This window comes from Clostridium sp. SHJSY1, assembly GCF_031626875.1.
Classification (GTDB): domain Bacteria; phylum Bacillota; class Clostridia; order Clostridiales; family Clostridiaceae; genus Clostridium.
Window position 1 is genome coordinate 1 of the sequence record NZ_JANDMF010000043.1, and the last position, 21,974, is coordinate 21,974.

Sequence of the window (21,974 nt, forward strand, 5' to 3'; positions counted from 1 at the left end):
AAAATGGGGGAAATAACTAAAAAAAATAATAAAAAAAGGGCATACCCATGGGCTTTATTGAGTTTCCGTGAGTGCTCAATATACATAAGGAGGGATTTAAAATGAAATCATTGATAATTTATTATTCTCTAGAAGGTAACACAAAGTTTATTGCCGAAAATATAGCAAAAGAAATAAATTCAGATATACTAGAACTAAAAGTAAAAAAGGAATATCCCAAAAATGGTTTTAAAAAATTCTTTTGGGGTGGTAAAGATGTTTTATTCAATAAAAAACCTGAATTATTTGAACTTGATGTAGATTTAAATAAATATGATTACTTATTTATTGGTACTCCAATATGGGCTGGTACTTATGCTCCCCCTTTTAACACATTTATAAGTGAATATAATATAGAAAATAAAAAAATTGCTTTATTTGCTTGTCATGGTGGTGGTGGCGCTGAAAAATTCTATGTTAATTTTAAGAACAAACTTCCACAAAATGACTATATAGGGGAATTTGATTTTGTAGATCCTCTAAAAGGAGATACTAATGAGCATATTTCCAAAATTAAAGAATGGCTCACTAATTTAAATATAAAATAAGAAACAGCAGCATTATAAAATTAAATTCCATAATGCTGCTGTTTCTATTTATCCTTATCTTCTTCAAGAATTTCCTTAATCTCTTCTTTAGTAAATCCTGTTGCATCTTCTATATCCTCTATGGTTTCAAGTCCAAACATTTCTTTTGCCATAGTTATTATCAACCTTTTCATGTTTTTCTCTACATTTTCAGGCAAATCAGTAATAATTTCTTCATCATTTCTTATAATACTATACACTATAGCACCATCATAATTATCATCTTCAAATTCATTTTCTTTTCGCTTAAATTCATAATCTGATAGAAAAATTAATTTGTTACTTTCTTCAACCTTTTTGCTATATTCTTCATCAGATATTACTTCTATTCCTGCTTCTTTAAGCATATAGGCTGTAATACCCTCTCCTTCTATTTTGTTTCCACTAAAACTACCATCATATATATAATTACATCCACATGATGGACTACCTTCCTTTAATATAGCAGCTATAGTTCCTGATAATTTTGCAATATTTATAGTTTCTTTTGCTCCTCTTATAAATGATTCAGTTACATCTTTCCCCTCTTTTGTTATTACCTTCCCTATATCTCTATCTATTATATCTTTAGCTGTACCATCTATAATTTCTGCTGGTTTTCGTGGGGTTGTCAATCCTCCTAGTTGCTCTGGGCATATCAAAATAGCTTGATCTTCTTCTAATAATTTAAGGCAATCTTTATTCAAGTTATTTTCACCATTATACTTACAATTAACTCCACATAAACATGCACTTATTAAATACATATAAATCACCTCAACTTTACTATAAATTTTACAAATATCTAAAAAATATTCTTATTATTTTAACTCAACTACAGTAACACCATCGCCACCTTCTCCATAAGCTCCTAGTCTATAATTTTTAACATGGGTTTGTTTCTTTAGCATAGTATTTATAGCTTGCCTTAAAACTCCAGTTCCTTTACCATGAACTATTGTAACCTCCCCTAAATTTCCCATATAAGCTTCATCTAAATATTTATCCACTCTATAGCATGCCTCTTCTGCATCTAGTCCTCTTAAATCAATACTACTTTCTACAGATCTCAAATTAAGATTAACTTCTCTTTTTTTCTTTTTCTCCTTTGGTTTAGAAGAACCTTCACTTTTTCTAAGGTCCTTAAGTTTTACATTTATCTTCATTATACCAGCTTCAACTTGGACTTCACCTTTTTTATCAGGCATAGAAATTATTACTACTTTTTGATTTAATGATGGTAAAAAAGCATCCATTCCAAGAGTTACCTTCTCAATATTTTCTCCTGAATTCTCTCTTGACTTAATTAAGGCTTTCTCTCTTTCTTCAAGAGAATCTTTTAATTTCTTTCTCTCTTCTTCAAGCCTATTTCTTCCACCTCCTGAAATTCCTATTTTTTCTAATTCTCTCATAGCTTTTAGTATATCATCAGCTTCATCTTTAGCTCTTGATATTATTTCCTTGGCTTCTCTTCTAGCTTCATTGTATGCATTATCTTTTACAGTTTCAAGCCTGTTAAGTTTCTCTTCATAATTTTTCTTTATAGTTGCTGCTTCTAATTTCAGTCTTTCAGCCTCTCTAGCATCTCTATTAGCTATTATACTCTTTTCTTGTAAATCTCTTATAAGATCTTCAAATTTAATATTTTCTTGTGACATATGCTCTTTAGCTCTATCTATAACATAGTCATCTAGCCCAAGTCTTCTACTTATTTCAAAAGCATTTGATTTACCTGGCACACCTATTAATAATCTATATGTAGGTCTTAAAGTTTCAACATCAAATTCAACCGATGCATTTTCTACACCAGAAGTTTTTAAAGCATATCCTTTTAGTTCACTATAATGAGTTGTTGCTATTATTTTAGTTCCTCTTTCTCTTAGAGTTTCTATAATAGATACTGCTAGAGCTGCTCCTTCAGTAGGATCTGTACCTGCTCCTAATTCATCAAATAAAGCTAAAGATTCTCTGTCAGCTTCTTTCATTACCTCCACTATATTAGTTAAATGAGATGAAAATGTTGATAGACTTTGTTCAATACTTTGCTCATCTCCAATATCTGCAAACACCTCTCTATAAAAACTTATAGACGACCCATCTTTAGCACAAATTAAAAGTCCACTCATTGCCATAATATGTATAAGTCCCACTGTTTTAAGTGTTACAGTTTTTCCTCCTGTATTTGGACCTGTTATCATTAGTGCTGTGAAATTTTTTCCTAAATACACATCAGAAGAAACCGCTTTATCTGGATCTATTAAAGGATGTCTTACATCAATTAAATCAAACACTCCATCATTATTAACTTGAGGTAGTATTCCATTAATAGATAATGAATATTTTCCTTTTGCAAATATGAAATCAAATTGTAGTAATATCTTCATATTGCTTTCAAGTACATCTACATTATCTTTTACCTTTCTAGATAATTCTGAAAGTATTCTTTCAATCTCAGCTTGTTCCTTTAATTTTAATTCTTTTATTTCATTGTTAAGGTTAACCAAACTCATGGGTTCAATAAATAAAGTCGCCCCAGTTGAACTTTGATCATGTACAAGTCCTGGTACTGAACCTTTATATTCTGATTTAACTGGAATTACATATCTGTCTCCTCTCATAGTGTATATAGCATCTTGAAGATATTTTGCATTACTTCTTACTATTGAATTAATTTTTTCTCTTACAGAAGAATTTTTTTCTTTTAAATTTCTTCTTATACTACTAAGACTTCCACTAGCTCTATCACTTATTTCTTCCTCAGATATTATTGCTCTCTCTATTTCTGCTTTTAAATTATTTATAGGTGTAAGTATATAAGCAAGATCTTCTAACTTTTCATATATTTCCTCTTCATCTTTTCTAGTTAAATATGTTTTAATATTGTCTGTACATCTTAACATGTTACCTACATATAATAGTTGTGCTGTAGATAAAGTGCCTCCCTTTTTAGCTCTTTCAAGACCTTCTCTAACATCATGTAATCCTTCAAATGGTGGATTACCTTTTTTAATAACTATATTGCAAGCTTCATTAGTTTCTTTTAATGCATTTTCCACCTCATAAACAGATTCGTAGGGACCCATTTTTTCTACTAGATCTTTTCCTCCACTAGTAACTGCATATCTTTTAACTTTATCTTTAACTTTGTTAAATTCTAATACTCTTAATGCTCTTTCATTCATTTCTTATTCCACACCTCTTCTATAATGTCCCTTAGTATAATTATTGCCATTTACATAATTCTTTCCCTTTATCATACTTAAGACATTTTTTACTTCATCATAACTTTCATCTTTAAAATCTATCCTAAATGTATCTATTCCCATAGCTTTTAATTCTTCAATCTCTTCTATTAAATTTAACGCTACGCTATTTAGAATATGACTCCTACAATAAACATCAGTCATTACTTTAAATTCTTCATTCATTCTGTCAACTAATGTAAAACTATCCTTTTTGCAAGCACCATTACATTCTTTGTCACTACACTTACCACCAAAAGTACTTCCTATTGGACAATATTCACTTACCATTAACTCTGTTTTTCCATATATATTATAAGCTACACCTTTAATTCTACTTTTCATAATATCTTTTATTTCTTTTCTATTAAGCTCTAAACTAAGAGATACTATATTTAAATCTTTTCTTGCAAAATCTAAAGCTTGTGAGTTAAATATATTGAGCTTATAGTCCCCAATTATATTAAGTTTATTCTTATATATGTTAATAATTCCTGCATTTGATGTTATTATTCCTTTAATCTTTTCTTTACAATTTTCTATAGTCTTAACTATTACATTAAATTCTTCTTTTATTATTTCTGGAATTAGTAAATACAAATTAACATCATCAATATTATCTAAATCAGATATTCTTATTGCGTCTTTATGTCTATTAAAAATATCTACTCCAATATCTTTAATTTTTTCATCCATTAAAATTTCAAATTGTTTTTTTGTAGTACAAGTAAATAAAATATCAATATTTTTAGTATCTTTATGCTCTTTCTCATCTTTTATGCCTAAAATTCTTTTTCTTCTATAAGAAGATACTATTTCTTTTTGAATTTTTTCAAATAAACTTCTTCTTAAATTATTTAAAGATGCTACCCTTATAAATCCTTCTTCATAACATTCAAATTCAATACCATCAAACTTATATGGGTATTCTCCTGATTTTTTTAATGCTTCTACTATTCTCTCTTTCTCTAAAGCTTTTCTTTCAGCTTTTTCAACTATATCACCTTTTATGGAATAAGTTTTTCCATTTAAACTAGCAGTTAATTCAATTTCTTCTCCTACTTTAAAATTAACTTTCCCATATAAATCTATTTTTTTATAATAAGGTTTAACTTTATCTTCTAGAGAATCAAAAAGTTCTTTGCTTGATGTTCTAAATAGAATATCTCCTTTTTTGTACTCCTTAGGATATAATTTTACCTTATTTCCTCTTTTAGCATATTTAACTTCATTTCCATTTGAAAAAATCTTACTTAAAGTAAAACCTTTTTCTCCAAATCTTATACCATCACCTAAAGTTATATTTTCATTAACTACTATCTCTCCACTATCCAATACTCTTCCAAGTTCTACCCCAGTATTTTTTGCAAATGAATAACTCATCATATCTCTTCCTACATTCTTCTTAAGATATGCCTTAGAAAATCCACTTCTATTAAATAATTGAAGGAGCACTCTTTTTCCCTCAGCTACATTATATTTTTGATTTTTAACTTCTTTATCAATTGCTTTTCTATAATTTTCAACTACTCCAGCTACATACTCTGGTCTCTTCATTCTTCCCTCTACCTTAAGTGATGAAGTTTCACTTTCTATAATTTCTTTTATATCTTCTATAGTACAGGTATCTTTAGGACTTAACAGATATCCTTTTTTTTCTCCCATAGAATTTGATTTTAAAGTATATTGCATTCTACAAGGTTGGGCACACCTTCCCCTATTCCCACTTCTTCCACCTATCATTGAACTCATCAAACATTGTCCTGAATAACACACACACAGAGCCCCATGAATAAATATTTCAGTTTCAATTCCTAAATCCTTTGATATATACTTAATCTCATCAATAGAAAGTTCCCTTGAAAGAACTATTCTAGTAAATCCCTTTTCTCTAAAATATAAAGCACCTTCTCCATTATGTATAGTCATTTGAGTAGATGCATGAACTTCAAAGTCTTTATATGTTTCTTTAATGAGTTTTAACAGTCCCAAATCTTGAATTATAAGAGCGTCAACTCCAATTTCATAAAGATAACCTGCATATTTTACCGCTTCTAAAAGTTCTCTTTCTTTTAGCACGGTATTCATAGTTACATATATCTTAACTCCATAGCTATGACAATAATCCACAGCTATCTTCATATTTTCATTATCAAAATTTGAAGCATATGCTCTAGCTGAAAATTTACTCCCACCTAAGTAAACTGCATCTGCTCCACTATTAATTGCAGCATAAAGACTTTCTTTGCTCCCTGCAGGAGCTAATAATTCTACTTTTGTCATAATGTATCTCTCCTATTGCCTATTCACTAAATCGTTACTATGTCTATCCTTATTTATATCATAAAACAATAGACATTTCCAATTTTCTTACGAAAATAAGAAACACTAAAAAAGATTATCATAAAATAATATAAATTAATATTACTTTATAATAATCTTAACTTTATTATTTAATTAGTGCATTTTTCTCCTTCTTACTCTTTGCCAATTCAATTTGGACATCTAAAAGTTTTTTCTCTAAATCCAAAATTCTATACTTTGCTGTTTTTATTTCATTTCTAGAATCTTTTCCACTTTCTAATATCTTTGTTTTTTCAAAAGTAAGTCTTTCAACTTTGTTCTCTAATTCATTTATCTTATCATTCTTCTTTTCAATTTCTGTATCAAATATTTCTTTTTCATTAATATTTTCTTCTTTGAATTTTACCTCTATGAGTTCACTTAAAGACTTTTCCACTTCAATTTCTTTCTCTTGTTCTTCAACCTTGCTTTCTAGATTTTCCTTGTCCTTCTTTAGATTTTCCATTTCTTCTTTAAGTTCTTCATTACGCCCTTTTATTATGTCAAGTTCTTCTTCAAGTGATTCTTTCGAATTTTTTATTCTCTTAATTTCTTCATTTAACTCTTTTTTATCTTTCCTAAACACTTCTATTTCATTATTTAAAACGACTTCAGAATTTTTTCCCTCTTCAGTAATCTTTTTAATTTCTTCATCTAACTCTTCATTATGTTTTTTTATTATATTAAGTTCACCTTCTAAAGATTCTTTAATAGCAATAATTTCTTTAATTTCTTCATATAAATCATTTTTATCTTTCTTTAAGATTTCTATATCACCTTTTAAAGCACTTCCAAAATCTTTTTCTTCATCTAGAAGTTTTTCAAATTCTTCTTTTTCATTTATAACAGAATTCAATTCCTTCTTTATTGCATTTTCAGCATTTGATAGTTCTTGAAACTTTTCTTGTAATGAATTATTACTTTCCTTTAACTTATCCACTTTAATATCTAAAAGTTCATTTAATTCATTAGCTTCTTTTAATTGCCTATTTAACTCTTCTACTTCTTTTTGTAATTTTAAATTATCATTATTTAATACATTATTTTCATCAAATAATTTTTTATTTTTATTAGCAAGTTCCAAAGAATTTTCATCTAAACTATGAATTCTATTTTCTAATTCACTTATTGTTTTGTTTTTACTTTCCTGTGTCTTCTCTAATCTTTCCCTTAGTTCCTTTATTGTATCACTTAAAGTTTGATTCATCTCTTCTAAAGAAGTTTTTAATTTATTTAATCTCTCTATTTCAATATCTTCTTCGTAAAGCTCATCTGCAATATTTATCGCTGCTAATACAGCAGCATCTCCTGTACTTAAAAATTTATTTTTAGTTGTAATCTCTTTTATTTTACTATCAACAAATTCTGCTACTTCTTTTAAATAACTTTCATTTTCTTTACCCTTTAAATTATATTCTCTTCCATTTATGGTTACCGTAACCCTAATCATAGCAACACCTCTCATAATCGTCTATATAACTAATTATAGGTGAATTATACCTATAAAACAAGCTAGCTGATAAAAAATCAACTAGCTAAAATATTACAAAATTATTACTTTTTACAAAACATATAGATATAGCAATAAGTTGAACTTGCTTTTTATCTCAATTGTGCTCCAACCTTATTTTCAAGACTCTTCAATATTTTATCATGAATTTTATTTACATCATTATCTGTTAATGACTTTTTAGGATCTCTATAAACTATTGCATAAGCCATACTCTTCTTTCCTTCTGCAATTTGAGTTCCTTTATATATATCAAATAATGTAATTTTTTCTACTAACGACCCACCTGCTCTTACCATAGCTTCTTCTATATCTCCAGCAAGTGTATTATCATCCACTAATACAGCTATATCCCTTGTAGCTGCTGGAAATTTTGGAATTGGAGTATATTCTCTCTTAACATTAGAAGCTTCATATAAAAGATCTAAATCCAATTCAGCTACATAAGAAGGTACATCTAAATCATACTCTTCTTGTACATCTGGATGTATCTCACCAAATACGCCAGCACTCTTTCCTCTTAATTGAATTCCTGCAGTTTTTCCTGGATGGAATGTAGGATTTTCACTTTCACGTACAAATTTAGCCTTAGTAATTCCTAATCTGTCAAGTACATTTTCAACTACTCCCTTCAAATCAAGGAAGTCACATTGCCCATACATTCCTATAGTTAAAATATTTTTTTCAGTTGGAAGTTTATTTTCATCTTCATTTTTAATATATACTTTACCTATTTCAAACAACTTAGCATATTCATTATTTCTTGAATAATTTCTTCCAAGTGATTCCATTATAGAAGGTAATGTTGAAGTTCTCATCACTGAAAAATCTTCTCCTAAAGGATTTTTTATCTTTATAACATTTCTAAGCTCTGAATCTTCAGCTACCTTTATTTTATCAAATACTTTAGGAGACACAAATGAGTAAGATATTGATTGGTTTAACCCTGACGCTATTAATGTATCAACCACAACTTCTCTAAGGAAATCATTTTTATGCTTATTTTCTCTTACAGGAGTTGCATCAAATACTGTTGTAGGAATTTTATCATATCCATAAATCCTTGCAACTTCTTCTGCAATATCTTCTTTGATTTCTATATCAACCCTAAATGTAGGTACTGTTATTTCTAAATTTTCACCATTAATTTCAGTTTTTAAATCTAACGAATCTAATGCACTCTTCATATCTTCCTTAGTCATTTCAATACCTAAGAACTTGTTAATCCAGTTTGAAGACACTGTCATATGAGAGATTTCTTTAACCGAAGGATATTCATCTATAGTTCCTTCCATCACTTCACCTGCACCTAATTCACAAACAAGAACACAAGCTCTATTTAATGCTAGTTCAGCTAAGTTTGGATCAATATCTTTTTCAAATCTTGATGAACTTTCAGTTCTAAGCCCTAATACCTTTGAATTTACTCTGATATTAGTTCCATCAAAATTTGCACATTCAAATACAACTTCAGTAGTATCTTCCTTAATTTCAGAGTTTAATCCTCCCATAATACCAGCTAATGCAACTGTGTTATCTCCATCCTTAATACATAATAAATCAGAATTTAATTCTCTTTCTATTTCATCAAGTGTTGTAAATTTTTCATTATCTTTTGCTGTATCTACAACTATTTTACCTGTTGTTAGTTGTCTTTTATCAAAAGCATGCATTGGTTCACCAATTTCAAGCATTACAAAGTTTGTAATATCTACTATATTATTTATTGGTCTAACACCTGCTTCAAGTAATCTTTCTTGCATCCAACTTGGTGATGGAGCTATTTTAACATTTTTTACTCCTCTAGCCATATATCTTCTGCAAAGATTACTTTTAATACTTACTTTTAACTCATCCTTTATATTTTTAGAAGATTTAACTTCATAGCTAAGGTTTGGCATTTTATATGTTGTTCTAAGTGCTGCAGCTATTTCTCTAGCCATACCTACCATACTTAAACAATCTGGTCTATTAGATGTAATATCAAAATCTAATATAGCCTTATTTAGTTTAAGATACTCTTTTATATCCATTCCTATTGGTGCATCTTCTGGTAATATCATAAGTCCATGAACTGGCTCATCTCCAGCTATTCCAAGTTCCTCTTCTGAACAGAACATACCATTAGATACAACACCTCTCATTTTACCCTTCTTTATTTCTGTTCCATCAGCTAAAATAGATTTATGAAGAGCAACGGGAACTTTATTTCCTTCTTTCATGTTAGTTGCAGCTGTAACTATTTGAATCTTTTCTGTTCCAATATCAACTTGGCAAACATTTAATCTATCAGCATCTGGATGCTTTTCTATTTGCTCTATATAACAAACAACTACATTCTTAATACTATCTCCCTGAATCTCTACCTCTTCAAGTTGTGAACCTGTAAGAGTTAGTATATCTCCAAGCTCTTTAGCATCAACATTTATATCAACATAATCTTTAATCCAATTAAATGGTACTTTCATTACTTCATCCTCCTCTAGAATTGATTTAAGAATCTCATATCACTTTCATATAATAACCTGATATCATCAAGACCATAGCTAAGCATAACCATTCTATCAACACCAAATCCAAAAGCAAATCCGCTATAAACTTCAGGATCTAATCCACAATTTCTTAATACATTTGGATGAACCATACCACATCCTAATAGTTCAATCCAACCAGATCCCTTACACACATTACAGCCTTTTCCTCCACATACAAAGCAAGTTGCATCCATTTCTGCAGAAGGCTCTGTAAATGGGAAATGATGTGGCCTAAATTTAGTTTGAACTTTATCTCCAAACATCTTTTTTGCAAATAATTCTAATGTTCCTTTAAGATCTGCAAAAGTAACTCCCTTATCTATTACCAACCCTTCCATTTGATAGAATATTGGTGAATGAGTAGCATCCACAGAGTCAGCTCTATAAACTTTTCCTGGAGAAATCATCTTTATTGGTGGCTCTTGATTTTCCATAGTTCTAACTTGTACTGGAGATGTTTGAGTTCTTAGCACAATATTATCATTTATATAGAATGTATCTTGTTCACTTCTTGCAGGATGATTTTTTGGTATATTTAAAGCTTCAAAATTGTAATAATCAAGTTCTACTTCCGGCCCATCTTCTATAGAAAAACCCATAGATATAAATATATCTTTCATTCTCTCAACTGTTAATTCTAATGGATGTCTCTTTCCAATATCATTTTTCTTTCCTGGAAGAGTTACATCTATAACCTCACTTTCCAGTTTTTCATTTTTCTCTTTTTCCTTTATTTCTCGGGAAATAAAATCAAGTTTATCTTCTACTACTTTCTTAACATCATTAACCATTTTACCAACAACAGGTCTCTCTTCTTTAGACAACCCTCCCATGCTCTTTAAAATAGTAGTTAATTCTCCTTTTTTTCCTAAAAATTTAACTCTAAGTTCTTGAACTTCTGCAGTAGTTTTTACTGCTTCAATTTCTTTCAAAGCTAATTCTTGAATTTGCATTAATTTTTCTTGCATCTTAATTCTCCTTTACTTGTTTTTATAAGTATAAGTTTAATTTGATTTTCTATTTTTTTGCATAAAAAAAACGACCCTGAAAAGGGACGAATTATCCGCGTTACCACCCTAATTGGTATGCCTAAAAAAATAGCATTACCCAACTCATTAATTTAACGATTTCCCGCTAACTACTACTATTAATTTCACAGCTAGAACTCCTGAGGGAACTTCACCACAACTTATCATAAAAAGGCTTTCAGTCTAAGACCTTTTCTCCCTGAATGTTTTATCATGCTTACTTTCTCAATCATAGTTTACTATTCTATTACTTTCCTATTATACAAATATTTTTATTAAATATCAACTATTTTGTCTAACTTTCTCATAAAGAATAATAGATGTTGCTATAGCCACATTTAAAGATTCAGCACCACCTGGCATAGGAATCTTAACTTTCTTATCTGAAAGATTATATATTTCTTCACTCACACCATTACCTTCATTACCCACTGAAATAATTATTTTCCCTGTCAAATCTTCCTTAAAGAAATCTTTGTCTCCTTCTAAAGAAGTTGCAAGTAAAGAAAATTCTCTTTCTATTAAGTTTTTTGTAACATTATAATTTTCATCATCATGAATAATTGGAATATGGAATAAAGACCCCATAGTAGATCTTATGGTTTTATCATTATATATATCAACAGTTCCTTTTGTTAAAATAATACCATCCACTCCTGCTGCATGTGCTGTTCTAATTATAGTTCCTAGATTTCCCGGATCCTGAACTTTATCACACAAAAGATAAAAACCTCCTTCAAAGTTTATATCTAGCTTTTTCATTCCAACAATAGCTACAATGCCTTGAGGTTTTTCTGTAGAACATAATTCATTAAGTAAGTTTTCACTTAATTTATAAAGCTTTGTCTTTTTTACATATTCTCCTAGATATTCATTAACTTTATCTTCATCTCCACTAAAGAAAATGTATTCTACTAAAATATTAGCTTTAAAAGCTTCTTGAATTAATCGAAAACCTTCAATTATATACTTAGAACTTTTATTTCTACCTTTTCTATCTTTAAGCTTTTTAGTATCTTTATATAAACTATTCTCTTTACTTTCTATAAAAACCAAAGTTTACACCTCTACTATTTAATATTTTTATCATTTAAATAAATATTCTATTCATTTTCCATCAAATATACTTTTTTATATAAAACAAAATGCGACTATCAGTCGCATTTAAATCTATATTAAGCGTTTATGCTTTTCTTAGCTACTTCTACTAAATCAGCAAATGCCTTTGGATCGTTTATAGCTATTTCTGATAACATTTTTCTGTTAATATCAATTCCAGCTAACTTCATTCCATTCATGAATTTAGAATATGAAAGATCATTCATTCTTGTAGCAGCATTTATTCTAGCTATCCATAATCTTCTATAATCTCTCTTCTTTAATCTTCTTCCAACATATGCATTTCTTAATGCTCTTATAACTGATTCGTTAGCAGTTTTAAATAACTTACTTTTTCCACCATAGTATCCTTTTGCAAGCTTTAAAACTTTTTTATGATTCTTACGAGAATTAACCGCTCTTTTTACTCTTGCCATTCCTTAAACCTCCTGTACCATTTCTTATAGATATGGTAATAATTTCTTCATTGCTTTTTCTTGAGTAGTTGAAACATATCCCGCTTTTCTAAGATTTCTCTTTCTCTTTGCACTCTTCTTAGTTAGGATATGGCTTTTGAAAGCCTTTGCTCTCTTTAATTTTCCTGTACCTGTTAATTTGAATCTTTTTGCTGCACCTCTATGAGTTTTCATTTTTGGCATTGCTAAATTCCTCCTCTCAGTTTATGCCTTTTTAGGGCCTACAACCATTGTCATATTTCTACCTTCTCTTTTTGCAGGCTTTTCGATGATACATACATCTTCAAGCTTGCTAGCGAAGTTTTCAAGAATCTTATGTGCCAAATGGCCAAGTTCCATTTCTCTTCCTCTAAATCTGACAGTGATTTTAACTTTGTCCCCATCTAATAAGAACTTTCTTGCATTTTTAGCTTTAATTTCGATATCATGCTCTTCTATTGTAAGACTTACTCTTACTTCTTTTATGCTGATAACCTTTTGCTTTTTCTTAGCTTCCTTTTCCTTTTTAGATTGCTCATATATGAACTTTCCTAAATCCATAATCTTGCAAACTGGTGGCTTAGCTCCAGGTGATATCATAACCAAATCTAATTCAGCCTCATCAGCCATAGCTTGAGCTTCTTTAGTAGCTATTACACCTAATTGACTTCCGTCAGCTGCTATAACTCTAATTTCTTTTTCTCTTATATCTTCATTAACTATATAATTTTTGTTAATAGTTTTCACCTCCGAAAAATAAAAGCAATATTCTATATATAATAAAAAGACGACAGTAACCTGCCGTCCTATATTATCAACAAAACTATCGCGATAAATAACCATACTAACTATCAAAAGATGCTGTAAGGTGAGAAACGGCGTTTCTACTTAACATGCATTATTGTATCACCACTAAACTTAATTGTCAACACTTATTTTATTTTTATTGATGAACATAATTTGCACCCATCACAAAAGTCTACTCTATCTCCAAATACATTTTTTATTGTATCAATAAACTCCTTATTGTTGCAAACTTCCTTTCCATGAATTTCAATGTGATTTGGTGCATTTGTAATTAACCCACTAATTATAATATCTTCAACACTAGCATCTATTCCTAATTTGCATTCTGATAAATCTTTTAGAAATGTGCTAAAAATATCTTCCCCAGAATCATCTGTAACAACGTATCCTCCTCCTGGATTAATTAATATATTTATTTTTTCTATTTTGCTATCTTGTATATCAACGAAATATTTTAATAGTCTAATAAATTCTTTATATTCTTTTTCCACCATATATTTTTCTACTACTTTATCAATAATTTTCTCTATATCTTCTCTGAGCTCCCTCATTCTGAAGGTAATAAACCCATTTATATTAATCATCTTATTTTCTTCAACACAAAATTTAATTTTTTCAATTATAGAATTTACCTTATTTGAACAATAAATAAATATATCATCGCTTGGTGGTTCTTTTCCTTGTAAAACTTTCATTATTTCTTCTTCAATCTCCAGTATTTCCTCCTGTCTTAAAAAGAAATAGGTATCTGTTAAAAATTGAAACATTTCTTTTTCTTTGTATTTCTTAATGACTATATTGTATAGAATATTGCTTATATATAAATTTATTCTATTGCAGGTTTTTTCATTATACCCTTCATCATCACAAACAACTTTAACCACATGTGTTGAGCCATCCAACCTCTCCACCACTCCAATGATTACATTTTTCTTCTTAAGAGTATCTTTTAACTCCTGTAATTCTTTAACAAAGTTTAATTCACCTGAATAAGCTAATTCCTGTACAAGCATGGGTTTCACTCCCTTCCTAGTAATAGTATGTATTAAAATTTTAGCTATATACAGAATTTATTTTTGAACTTTTGTCTACTTGATTTTTTTATTTTTTAATAGTAACTTATCCTTATAATGAATTATTTTAAGGAGCATTTCATGTTTTGTTTTGTAGATTATAGAATTAGTGCCGAAGAGCTTAATAACCTTATCAAATATGACCTTACACCTATTATTGTTCCAAAAAGCACAAAGGTTTATGATGCAATAAATGGCCATGTAGATATTCAATTAAATATCTTAAATAAGGAAAAGAAGACTTTAATAATACAAAAAAATATAAATAAAGATTTTTTATATTTTTTATCTTCTAATGGTATAAAATACATATTATCCGAAAAATCTTTAGAAAAATCATACCCTGGAGATATTATATTGAATGCATTAATTACTGATAAATATTTTGTTCATAACTTAAACTTCACTGATAATAATTTAATTAGCACACAATTAAACAAAAAGATAATTAATGTTAGCCAAGGATATACTAAGTGTTCTATATTACCTATTAGAAATACAGCCTTTATAACTAGTGATAAAGGAATCTATAATGCTCTAAAAAACGAAAATATTGACACTCTGCTTGTTCCTCCTGGCGATATTATTCTTCCTTCTTTAAATTATGGTTTCATCGGTGGTACAGGAGGTATGATTTCTGAAGATAAATTAGGACTTTTTGGAGAGTTAGACAATTATTTATACGGTGATGAAGTGTATAAATTTCTATATAAATACGATGTTAAGCCAATCTCTCTAAAAAAAGGAAAATTAATTGATAGAGGCAGTCTTATAGTTCTTTAACTCCCATATATATTACGTGTCTTATATATAAATTGTTCTCATATAAATACAGTTAAAAGTTTTGTTTTTTATAAAAATTCCAGATGGATAATAAACCTTAATTTATTACCATCTGAAGTCACTAACCTATTTTTAAACCACTACCTTTTTATATTGTTCTCTAAACTTGTCAACTTCTTCATTAATTTTTCTCCTCTCCCAATCTTTTAAATCTCCTCTTCCAAGGCGATCACTTAAAAATACTAAAGATAATTCTTCTGCATTTGTATACTTCTTCATACCTTCAATATCTGCATATGGCAATTTATTCTTTATATATAGAAGATGCATATGATACCTGGTTAATTTAGAAACCTTATCAATAAATTTTTCATCTTCTGTAAAATCACTTAAAAATTCTCTACTCTCACCTTCTCCAACTTTATCATGATCATAAGAAGTCCATCTTCCATTTCTAAGTTTAGTAGTTCTTAATTTTCCTAAGTCATGTAATAGTAAGCACCACATGAATGCTTTTTTATCTTTAACTTTTTCACGAAGTTTAGCCCCTTCATCAACCACCATCATAGTATGTATCCAAACATTACCTTCTGGATGATGTTTTTTGGATTGCTCAACCCCTTCTAAATCTTTAACTTTATTAAAAGGTTTTTGATCTAACACACCTTTTTCTTTTAAGTCATTTAGATAATCAGAAGGTTTTTCATCATTTAATAGATGTTTTTCTATATCTTCAAAAATTCCTCTCTTATCCATTTATTACCTCCATGTAATCTTTTTTCTGAATTTATTATGCCCACAAATAAAAAAATCTCGCAATAAGATTTTACCTATTACGAGATTTAAAATGCATGAATATATGCTACGATTCACTCATATACGCTCTAGTAAAGTATACCTGTCCAAGAGGGGCTACTCTAATATCCTTAACCTTAGGGTCAACACCTTTAACTAAAGTATCATAAAATATTGGTAGTATTGGCATTTCATCCATAAATATAGCTTCTGCTTGTTTTAAATATTCAATCCTAGTTTTAGAGTCTCTTTCAAGTTGAGATTTTCTAATCAATTCATCATATTGAGCATTAGAGAATTTAGCATCATTATTTCCAAGCCCAGTCATCCACATATCTAAGAAAGTCATCGGATCATTATAGTCCCCAGTCCATTGATGTCTAGCTATTTCATACTTACCATTTTTTCTTGAATCTTGGAATACCGTCCATTCTTCACTTTTCAAGCTAACCTTAACACCGATTTGTGTCCACATTTGTTGAATAGCTTCAGCCACTAGTTTATTATATTCTACGTTATTATTATATGAAATTTCAAAAGTAGGAAGTCCTTCACCATTTGGATATCCAGCATCAGCTAATAATTTTTTTGCTCCTTCTATATCAAACTTAGTTTCATCCCAGTAATGCTTATCAGAAAATTCTTCACCATTAACCTCCATAGACTCAGGGACAAAGGAATATGCAGGCTTTCTTCCACCTTTAACAATTTCATTAGTTATTTTTGTTCTATCAATAGCAAGATTAAGTGCATGTCTTACTTCCTTCTTGCTTAATGCCGCTTTTACAGCTGGATCAATTTTATCAGTATGATTACCAACATTTAAACAGTAATAATATGTTGATAGAGCTGGATAATCTTTAACTAAACCTTCTTGTTCCCCACTTTCTATCTCCTGAGTTGGTACTTGATCAATACTTGTAATTTCACCATTTTTTAATGAAGCATACGCAGTAGTTGAATCAGTTATCATCTTAAATGTTAATTTATCTAATTTAACTTTATCCTTATCATAGTAATTATCATTTTTTACAAATACATAAGAATCTTTCATATTGTATTCTTCCATTTTAAATGCTCCATTAGTTATATAAGTAGAAGGATCTAAAGTCCAGCTATCTGGATGAGCTGATACTATATCTTCTCTCAATGGCATTAAAGTTGGAAATGCTGTTATTTCTAAAAAATATGGTGTTGGTTTTGCTAAAGTTACTTCTAATGTTACATCATCAATTACCTTGATTCCTAAATTATCTACTGTACCTTTTCCAGTATTAAATTCTTCAGCTCCTTTGATATAATATAATTGAAATGCATAATCAGCTGCTGTTTTAGGGTCTAATGCTCTCTTCCAAGCATAAGCAAAATCTTTTGAAGTAACTTGTTGTCCGTCTGACCATTTTGCATCATCTCTTAGATGAAATGTATAGGTTAACCCATCTGAAGAAATATCACAATCTTTTGCTACTCCTGGCTTAGCCTCAGTACTTTCGTCTGTTCTATAAAGCCCTTCAAAAGCATTAGCGATTACTATAGATCCATCAACTGCATTATTTAGTGCTGGATCTATAGTCTTTACTTCTGTTCCCAAGTTATGAACCATCTCCTGTTTAACTTTACTACTTCCACCACTTTCTCCACATCCAACAAGCGTACTAATTCCTAATGCTAATGCTAAAGCTATAGCACACAGCTTTTTCTTTTTACCTTTTAACATATAAATCGCCCCCTAATAATTTAAATTTGATAATTCAAATTATGCCTATATATCTTTTATTTATTAAAAAATATCGTAACAAGATTAATCTTATTACGATATTTAAATTAATGTCTATTGCTATTCACTCATATAAGCTTTTGTAAAGTATATTTGCCCAAGTGGTGATACTCTATAATCCTTAATTTTAGGATCAAATCCTTTTGGATAAGTATCATAATATATTGGAAGAATTGGTAATTCATCCATTAATATTGCTTCTGCTTCCTTTAAATATCCAGCTCTTGTTTTTGCATCTTTTTCTACTTGAGCCTTTTTAATTAATTCATCATATTTAGGATTAGAGAATTTAGCATCATTTTGTCCACTACCAGTTGTCCACATATCCAAGAAAGTCATTGGATCAACATAATCTCCAACCCATGAATGTCTTGCAACTTCATAATTTCCGTTTTTTCTCGAATCTTGGAATACTGTCCATTCTTCACTCTTCAAAACAACTTTAACCCCTATTTGTGCCCACATTTGTTGAATAGCTTCTGCTATTGATTTATGATATTCCACATTATTGTTATATTTCAATTCAAAAGTAGGAAGTCCTTCACCATTTGGATAACCTGCATCAGCTAATAACTTCTTAGCAGCTTCAACATCAACCTTATTTGGATCCCAGTATTGTTTATCAGAGAACTTTTCCCCTTCTATTTCTATAGCATCAGGTACAAACGAATACGCTGGTATTCTTCCACCTTTAACAATTTCATCAGTTATTTTCTTTCTATCAATTGTAAGATTAAGAGCCTTTCTTACTTCTTTCTTACTTAGAGCAGTCTTAACTGCAGAATCAAGTTTATCACTCTTATTTCCAACATTTAAGCAATAAAAATATGTTGCCAATGCTGGGAATACCTTGATATATCCATCTTTTTGACCATTTTCTATTTCTGCAGTTGGTACAACATCTATTCCTGTAATTTCACCATTTTTCAATGCTGCATATGCAGAAGTTGAATCAGTTATCATCTTGAATGTTAATTTATCTAATTTAACACTATCTTTATCATAGTAATTATCATTTTTAACAAATACATAGGAATCCTTCATATTATATTCTTGCATTTTAAATGCACCATTAGTTACATAAGTTGAAGGATCTGCAGTCCAATCATTTGGATGAGCAGATACTATATCTTCTCTCAATGGCATATATGTTGCAAATGCAGTTAATTCTAAGAAGTAAGTTGTTGGTTTTTCCAAAGTAACTTCTAATGTTAAATCATCAATAACTTTAATCCCTAAAGCATCTGCTGAACCTTTCCCAGTATTGTATGCTTCAGCACCTTTAATGTAATATAGTTGATATGCATAATCTGCTGCTGTTTTAGGATCTAATCCTCTCTTCCAAGAATAAGCAAAATCCTTTGCAGTAACTTGTTGTCCATCAGACCATTTTGCATCATCTCTTAAATGGAATGTATATGTTAATCCATCCGAAGATACATCACAACTTTTTGCTATTCCTGGCTCAGCTTTATCACTCTTATCTGTTTTATAAAGACCTTCAAAAGCATTACATATTACGATAGATCCATCATTTGCATTATTCAATGTTGGGTCTATAGTTTTTACCTCTGTTGCAAGGTTGTAACTTATTTCTTGCTTGACAGCACTTCCACTATCTTTTTCCCCACAGCCTACCATAGTAGTCATACCTAAAGCTAACGCCAATGTTATGGCACACAGCTTTCTCATTTTAATTTTTTTCATTTTTGTTCCCCCTTATAGATTTATTACAATTTATTAACATAAATTAATAAGCTTATAAGTTATAATATACCAAATAATTCTATCTTTTTCAACTTGATTCATTACTAGTTCTTCTTTCCAAAAACTTTTTTTGGATATTTTCTTTTAAATATTAAATCAGATACTTTTCCATTATCTAATTTTAATTTACTCTTAATAAAAATTTTATATTTTCTATACATCCCTTTATATCTCTTGGTTAATGTACTTATAAAAATTAACAATTACTTAACAGAATCAGAAATCAAAATATTGAAACAAATTGAATTAAGATTAATCTTATATTTTATTAATAATAATAACAAAATATAATTAATATTATTAATATTTTTTTAAATAAACTTCATATTATTAAAAAAATAATCAATTCAAACTAATTTATAAAATCAATAATTTAAAAAATATATTTTTCTAATTTGAAACCTTTATATAAAAAATATTAGTAAAATTATTTATTTATCAAAAAAACAAACTGTATTAAACTAAACAAAAACGTTCAGTTTAATACAGCTTTAAAATTTAATTACAAATGTTATTGTGCCATATAAGCCTTAGTGAAATATATTTGACCAAGAGGTGATACTCTTATATCTTTCACCTTTGAATCAACACCTTTAACTGAAGTGTAATAATATAATGGAATAATTGGCATTTCATCCATTAATATATCTTCTGCTTGCTTTAAATATCCAGCTCTAGTTTTTGCATTAGTCTCAACTTGAGCTTTTTTAACTAATTCATCATACTTAGCATTAGCAAACTTAGAATCATTATTTCCGCCACCAGTCATTAATAAGTCTAAGAATGTCATTGGATCAGCATAGTCCCCATACCAACCATGTCTTGCAATTTCATAGTTTCCATTTTTTCTTGAGTCTTGGAACACTGACCATTCTTCATTCTTTAAGTTAACTTTAACACCAATTTGTGCCCACATTTGTTGGATAGCTTCAGCTACTAGCTTATTGCCTTCATTACTATTGTAGCTCAATTCAAAAGTAGGAAGCCCTTGCCCATCTGGATATCCAGCTTGAGTTAATAACTTTTTAGCACCTTCAACATCAACTTTTGTTGGATCCCAATATTGCTTACTAGCAAAATCTTCACCTTCAATTGTTATTCCCTTAGGTACAAATGAGAAAGCAGGTTCTTGACCACCCTTAGTTACTTCTTTGACTAACTTTTGTCTATCAATTGCAAGACTAAGCGCGTGTCTTACATCTTTATTACTCAAAGCTGCTTTTACATCTGCAGGAAGCTTATTTGTATTATTGTTAACATTCAAGCAATAATAGTATGTTCCTAAGCTTGAGTAAACTTGAACTAATCCTGATTGCTTACCACTTTCAATTTCTGCAGTTGGTACAACATCAATTGAAGTAAGTTCTCCATTTTTCAATGCTGCATATGCAGAAGTTTCATCTGTTATCATCTTAAATGTCAATTTATCTAATTTAACATTATCTTTATCATAGTAATTGTCATTTTTAACAAATACATAAGAATCTTTCATGTTATATTCTGACAATTTAAATGCCCCATTAGATACATAAGTAGAAGGTTCTGAAGTCCAACTATCTGGGTGAGCAGATACAACATCTTCTCTTAATGGCATATAAGTAGGAAAAGCTGTTAACTCTAAAAAGTAAGCTGTTGGCTTAGTTAATGTTACTTCTAATGTTAAATCATCAACAACTTTAATGCCTAACGCATCTACTGACCCTTTTCCTGTATTATACTCTTCTGCTCCCTTAATATAATATAATTGATAAGCATAATCTGCTGCTGTTTTAGGATCTAATGCTCTCTTCCAAGCATAAGCAAAGTCCTTTGCTGTAACTTGTTGACCATCTGACCATTTAGCATCTTCTCTTAAATGGAATGTATAAGTTAATCCATCTGAAGAAATATCAGCACTTTTTGCTGCCCCTGGTTCAGCTTTATCTCCTTTATCTGTTCTGTAAAGCCCTTCAAACGCATTTGCTATTATAATAGAAGCATCTACTGCATTATTTAATGCTGGATCAATAGTTTTTACTTCTGCTCCTAGATTATGAATCATTTCTTGTTTAGTACCACTCTTACTATCTTTTCCTCCACACCCTACGAGTGTTGTTACTCCTAAAGCTAATGCTAAAGTTATAGCACATAGCTTTTTCATCTTAATCTTTTGCATAT

17 protein-coding genes and 2 other annotated features are annotated in these 21,974 nt (G+C 29.5%); of the genes, 2 read left to right on the forward strand and 15 right to left on the reverse strand.

Annotated features, from left to right (window positions below):
• The first annotated feature begins 101 nt into the window (after positions 1-101).
• Positions 102-587: a flavodoxin gene (locus tag NNC19_RS17550; protein ID WP_310939980.1), complete on the forward strand. Its 486-nt coding sequence runs from the start codon at positions 102-104 to the stop codon at positions 585-587.
• Positions 588-631: 44 nt separating this feature from the next.
• Here NNC19_RS17550 and NNC19_RS17555 read toward each other — a convergent pair whose 3' ends face one another.
• From NNC19_RS17555 to ytxC, 11 genes are all read right to left on the reverse strand, one after another.
• Positions 632-1,372, reverse strand: coding sequence for a DUF523 domain-containing protein (locus tag NNC19_RS17555; RefSeq protein WP_310939981.1), 741 nt, complete (start codon positions 1,370-1,372; stop codon positions 632-634).
• Positions 1,373-1,426: 54 nt separating this feature from the next.
• Positions 1,427-3,787: an endonuclease MutS2 gene (locus tag NNC19_RS17560; RefSeq protein ID WP_310939982.1), complete on the reverse strand. Its 2,361-nt coding sequence runs from the start codon at positions 3,785-3,787 to the stop codon at positions 1,427-1,429.
• 3 nt (positions 3,788-3,790) lie between these two features.
• Complete coding sequence (locus NNC19_RS17565; protein WP_310939983.1) at positions 3,791-6,130, reverse strand: U32 family peptidase; 2,340 nt, start codon at positions 6,128-6,130, stop codon at positions 3,791-3,793.
• 166 nt (positions 6,131-6,296) lie between these two features.
• Positions 6,297-7,640 (reverse strand): cell division protein ZapA, encoded by a 1,344-nt coding sequence (gene zapA, locus NNC19_RS17570; protein ID WP_310939984.1) that lies wholly within the window; start codon positions 7,638-7,640, stop codon positions 6,297-6,299.
• A gap of 152 nt (positions 7,641-7,792) precedes the next feature.
• Positions 7,793-10,168, reverse strand: a complete 2,376-nt coding sequence (gene pheT / locus NNC19_RS17575; RefSeq protein WP_310939985.1) for a phenylalanine--tRNA ligase subunit beta — start codon at positions 10,166-10,168, stop codon at positions 7,793-7,795.
• 14 nt (positions 10,169-10,182) lie between these two features.
• Positions 10,183-11,202 (reverse strand): phenylalanine--tRNA ligase subunit alpha, encoded by a 1,020-nt coding sequence (gene pheS / locus NNC19_RS17580; RefSeq protein WP_310939986.1) that lies wholly within the window; start codon positions 11,200-11,202, stop codon positions 10,183-10,185.
• A gap of 79 nt (positions 11,203-11,281) precedes the next feature.
• Positions 11,282-11,504 (reverse strand) — a binding site (T-box leader).
• Between the two features lie 40 nt (positions 11,505-11,544).
• Complete coding sequence (locus NNC19_RS17585) at positions 11,545-12,318, reverse strand: RNA methyltransferase (RefSeq protein ID WP_310939987.1); 774 nt, start codon at positions 12,316-12,318, stop codon at positions 11,545-11,547.
• A gap of 119 nt (positions 12,319-12,437) precedes the next feature.
• Positions 12,438-12,797, reverse strand: coding sequence for a 50S ribosomal protein L20 (gene rplT, locus NNC19_RS17590; RefSeq protein ID WP_310939988.1), 360 nt, complete (start codon positions 12,795-12,797; stop codon positions 12,438-12,440).
• 24 nt (positions 12,798-12,821) lie between these two features.
• Positions 12,822-13,019 carry a 50S ribosomal protein L35 gene (rpmI, locus tag NNC19_RS17595; RefSeq protein WP_310939989.1) on the reverse strand — a complete coding sequence of 66 codons (198 nt, stop codon included), beginning with the start codon at positions 13,017-13,019 and terminating at the stop codon, positions 12,822-12,824.
• A gap of 21 nt (positions 13,020-13,040) precedes the next feature.
• On the reverse strand, positions 13,041-13,562 hold the full coding sequence (gene infC, locus NNC19_RS17600) for a translation initiation factor IF-3 (protein WP_310939990.1): 522 nt from the start codon (positions 13,560-13,562) through the stop codon (positions 13,041-13,043).
• Between the two features lie 26 nt (positions 13,563-13,588).
• Positions 13,589-13,711 (reverse strand) — a sequence feature (ribosomal protein L20 leader region).
• 36 nt (positions 13,712-13,747) lie between these two features.
• Positions 13,748-14,635 (reverse strand): putative sporulation protein YtxC, encoded by an 888-nt coding sequence (ytxC, locus tag NNC19_RS17605; RefSeq protein ID WP_310939991.1) that lies wholly within the window; start codon positions 14,633-14,635, stop codon positions 13,748-13,750.
• Positions 14,636-14,776: 141 nt separating this feature from the next.
• On the opposite strand from ytxC, the gene NNC19_RS17610 reads away from it, so the two are divergent.
• The gene (locus NNC19_RS17610) at positions 14,777-15,478 is read left to right on the forward strand and encodes a DUF6873 family GME fold protein (RefSeq protein ID WP_310939992.1); all 702 of its coding nucleotides are present in this window, start codon (positions 14,777-14,779) and stop codon (positions 15,476-15,478) included.
• 132 nt (positions 15,479-15,610) lie between these two features.
• On the opposite strand, the gene NNC19_RS17615 is transcribed toward NNC19_RS17610, so the two are convergent.
• The 4 genes from NNC19_RS17615 to NNC19_RS17630 form a co-directional block, all read right to left on the reverse strand.
• Positions 15,611-16,234, reverse strand: coding sequence for an HD domain-containing protein (locus tag NNC19_RS17615; protein ID WP_310939993.1), 624 nt, complete (start codon positions 16,232-16,234; stop codon positions 15,611-15,613).
• 106 nt (positions 16,235-16,340) lie between these two features.
• A complete protein-coding gene (locus NNC19_RS17620; protein ID WP_310939994.1) occupies positions 16,341-17,990 on the reverse strand; it encodes a peptide ABC transporter substrate-binding protein in 1,650 nt (549 codons plus the stop codon).
• A 120-nt stretch (positions 17,991-18,110) separates the two neighbouring features.
• The gene (locus tag NNC19_RS17625; protein ID WP_310939995.1) at positions 18,111-19,757 is read right to left on the reverse strand and encodes a peptide ABC transporter substrate-binding protein; all 1,647 of its coding nucleotides are present in this window, start codon (positions 19,755-19,757) and stop codon (positions 18,111-18,113) included.
• Between the two features lie 571 nt (positions 19,758-20,328).
• Positions 20,329-21,972, reverse strand: a complete 1,644-nt coding sequence (locus tag NNC19_RS17630) for a peptide ABC transporter substrate-binding protein (RefSeq protein ID WP_310939996.1) — start codon at positions 21,970-21,972, stop codon at positions 20,329-20,331.
• Between the last annotated feature and the right edge of the window lie 2 nt (positions 21,973-21,974).

Excerpts from the sequence above, each read along its gene's own strand:
- NNC19_RS17550 (WP_310939980.1), top strand. The coding sequence starts at position 102 with ATGAAATCATTGATAATTTATTATTCTCTAGAAGGTAACACAAAGTTT.
- NNC19_RS17555 (WP_310939981.1), bottom strand. The coding sequence starts at position 1,372 with ATGTATTTAATAAGTGCATGTTTATGTGGAGTTAATTGTAAGTATAAT.
- NNC19_RS17560 (WP_310939982.1), bottom strand. The coding sequence starts at position 3,787 with ATGAATGAAAGAGCATTAAGAGTATTAGAATTTAACAAAGTTAAAGAT.
- NNC19_RS17565 (WP_310939983.1), bottom strand. The coding sequence starts at position 6,130 with ATGACAAAAGTAGAATTATTAGCTCCTGCAGGGAGCAAAGAAAGTCTT.
- zapA (WP_310939984.1), bottom strand. The coding sequence starts at position 7,640 with ATGATTAGGGTTACGGTAACCATAAATGGAAGAGAATATAATTTAAAG.
- pheT (WP_310939985.1), bottom strand. The coding sequence starts at position 10,168 with ATGAAAGTACCATTTAATTGGATTAAAGATTATGTTGATATAAATGTT.
- pheS (WP_310939986.1), bottom strand. The coding sequence starts at position 11,202 with ATGCAAGAAAAATTAATGCAAATTCAAGAATTAGCTTTGAAAGAAATT.
- rplT (WP_310939988.1), bottom strand. The coding sequence starts at position 12,797 with ATGGCAAGAGTAAAAAGAGCGGTTAATTCTCGTAAGAATCATAAAAAA.
- rpmI (WP_310939989.1), bottom strand. The coding sequence starts at position 13,019 with ATGCCAAAAATGAAAACTCATAGAGGTGCAGCAAAAAGATTCAAATTA.
- ytxC (WP_310939991.1), bottom strand. The coding sequence starts at position 14,635 with ATGCTTGTACAGGAATTAGCTTATTCAGGTGAATTAAACTTTGTTAAA.
- NNC19_RS17610 (WP_310939992.1), top strand. The coding sequence starts at position 14,777 with ATGTTTTGTTTTGTAGATTATAGAATTAGTGCCGAAGAGCTTAATAAC.
- NNC19_RS17615 (WP_310939993.1), bottom strand. The coding sequence starts at position 16,234 with ATGGATAAGAGAGGAATTTTTGAAGATATAGAAAAACATCTATTAAAT.
- NNC19_RS17620 (WP_310939994.1), bottom strand. The coding sequence starts at position 17,990 with ATGTTAAAAGGTAAAAAGAAAAAGCTGTGTGCTATAGCTTTAGCATTA.
- NNC19_RS17625 (WP_310939995.1), bottom strand. The coding sequence starts at position 19,757 with ATGAAAAAAATTAAAATGAGAAAGCTGTGTGCCATAACATTGGCGTTA.
- NNC19_RS17630 (WP_310939996.1), bottom strand. The coding sequence starts at position 21,972 with ATGCAAAAGATTAAGATGAAAAAGCTATGTGCTATAACTTTAGCATTA.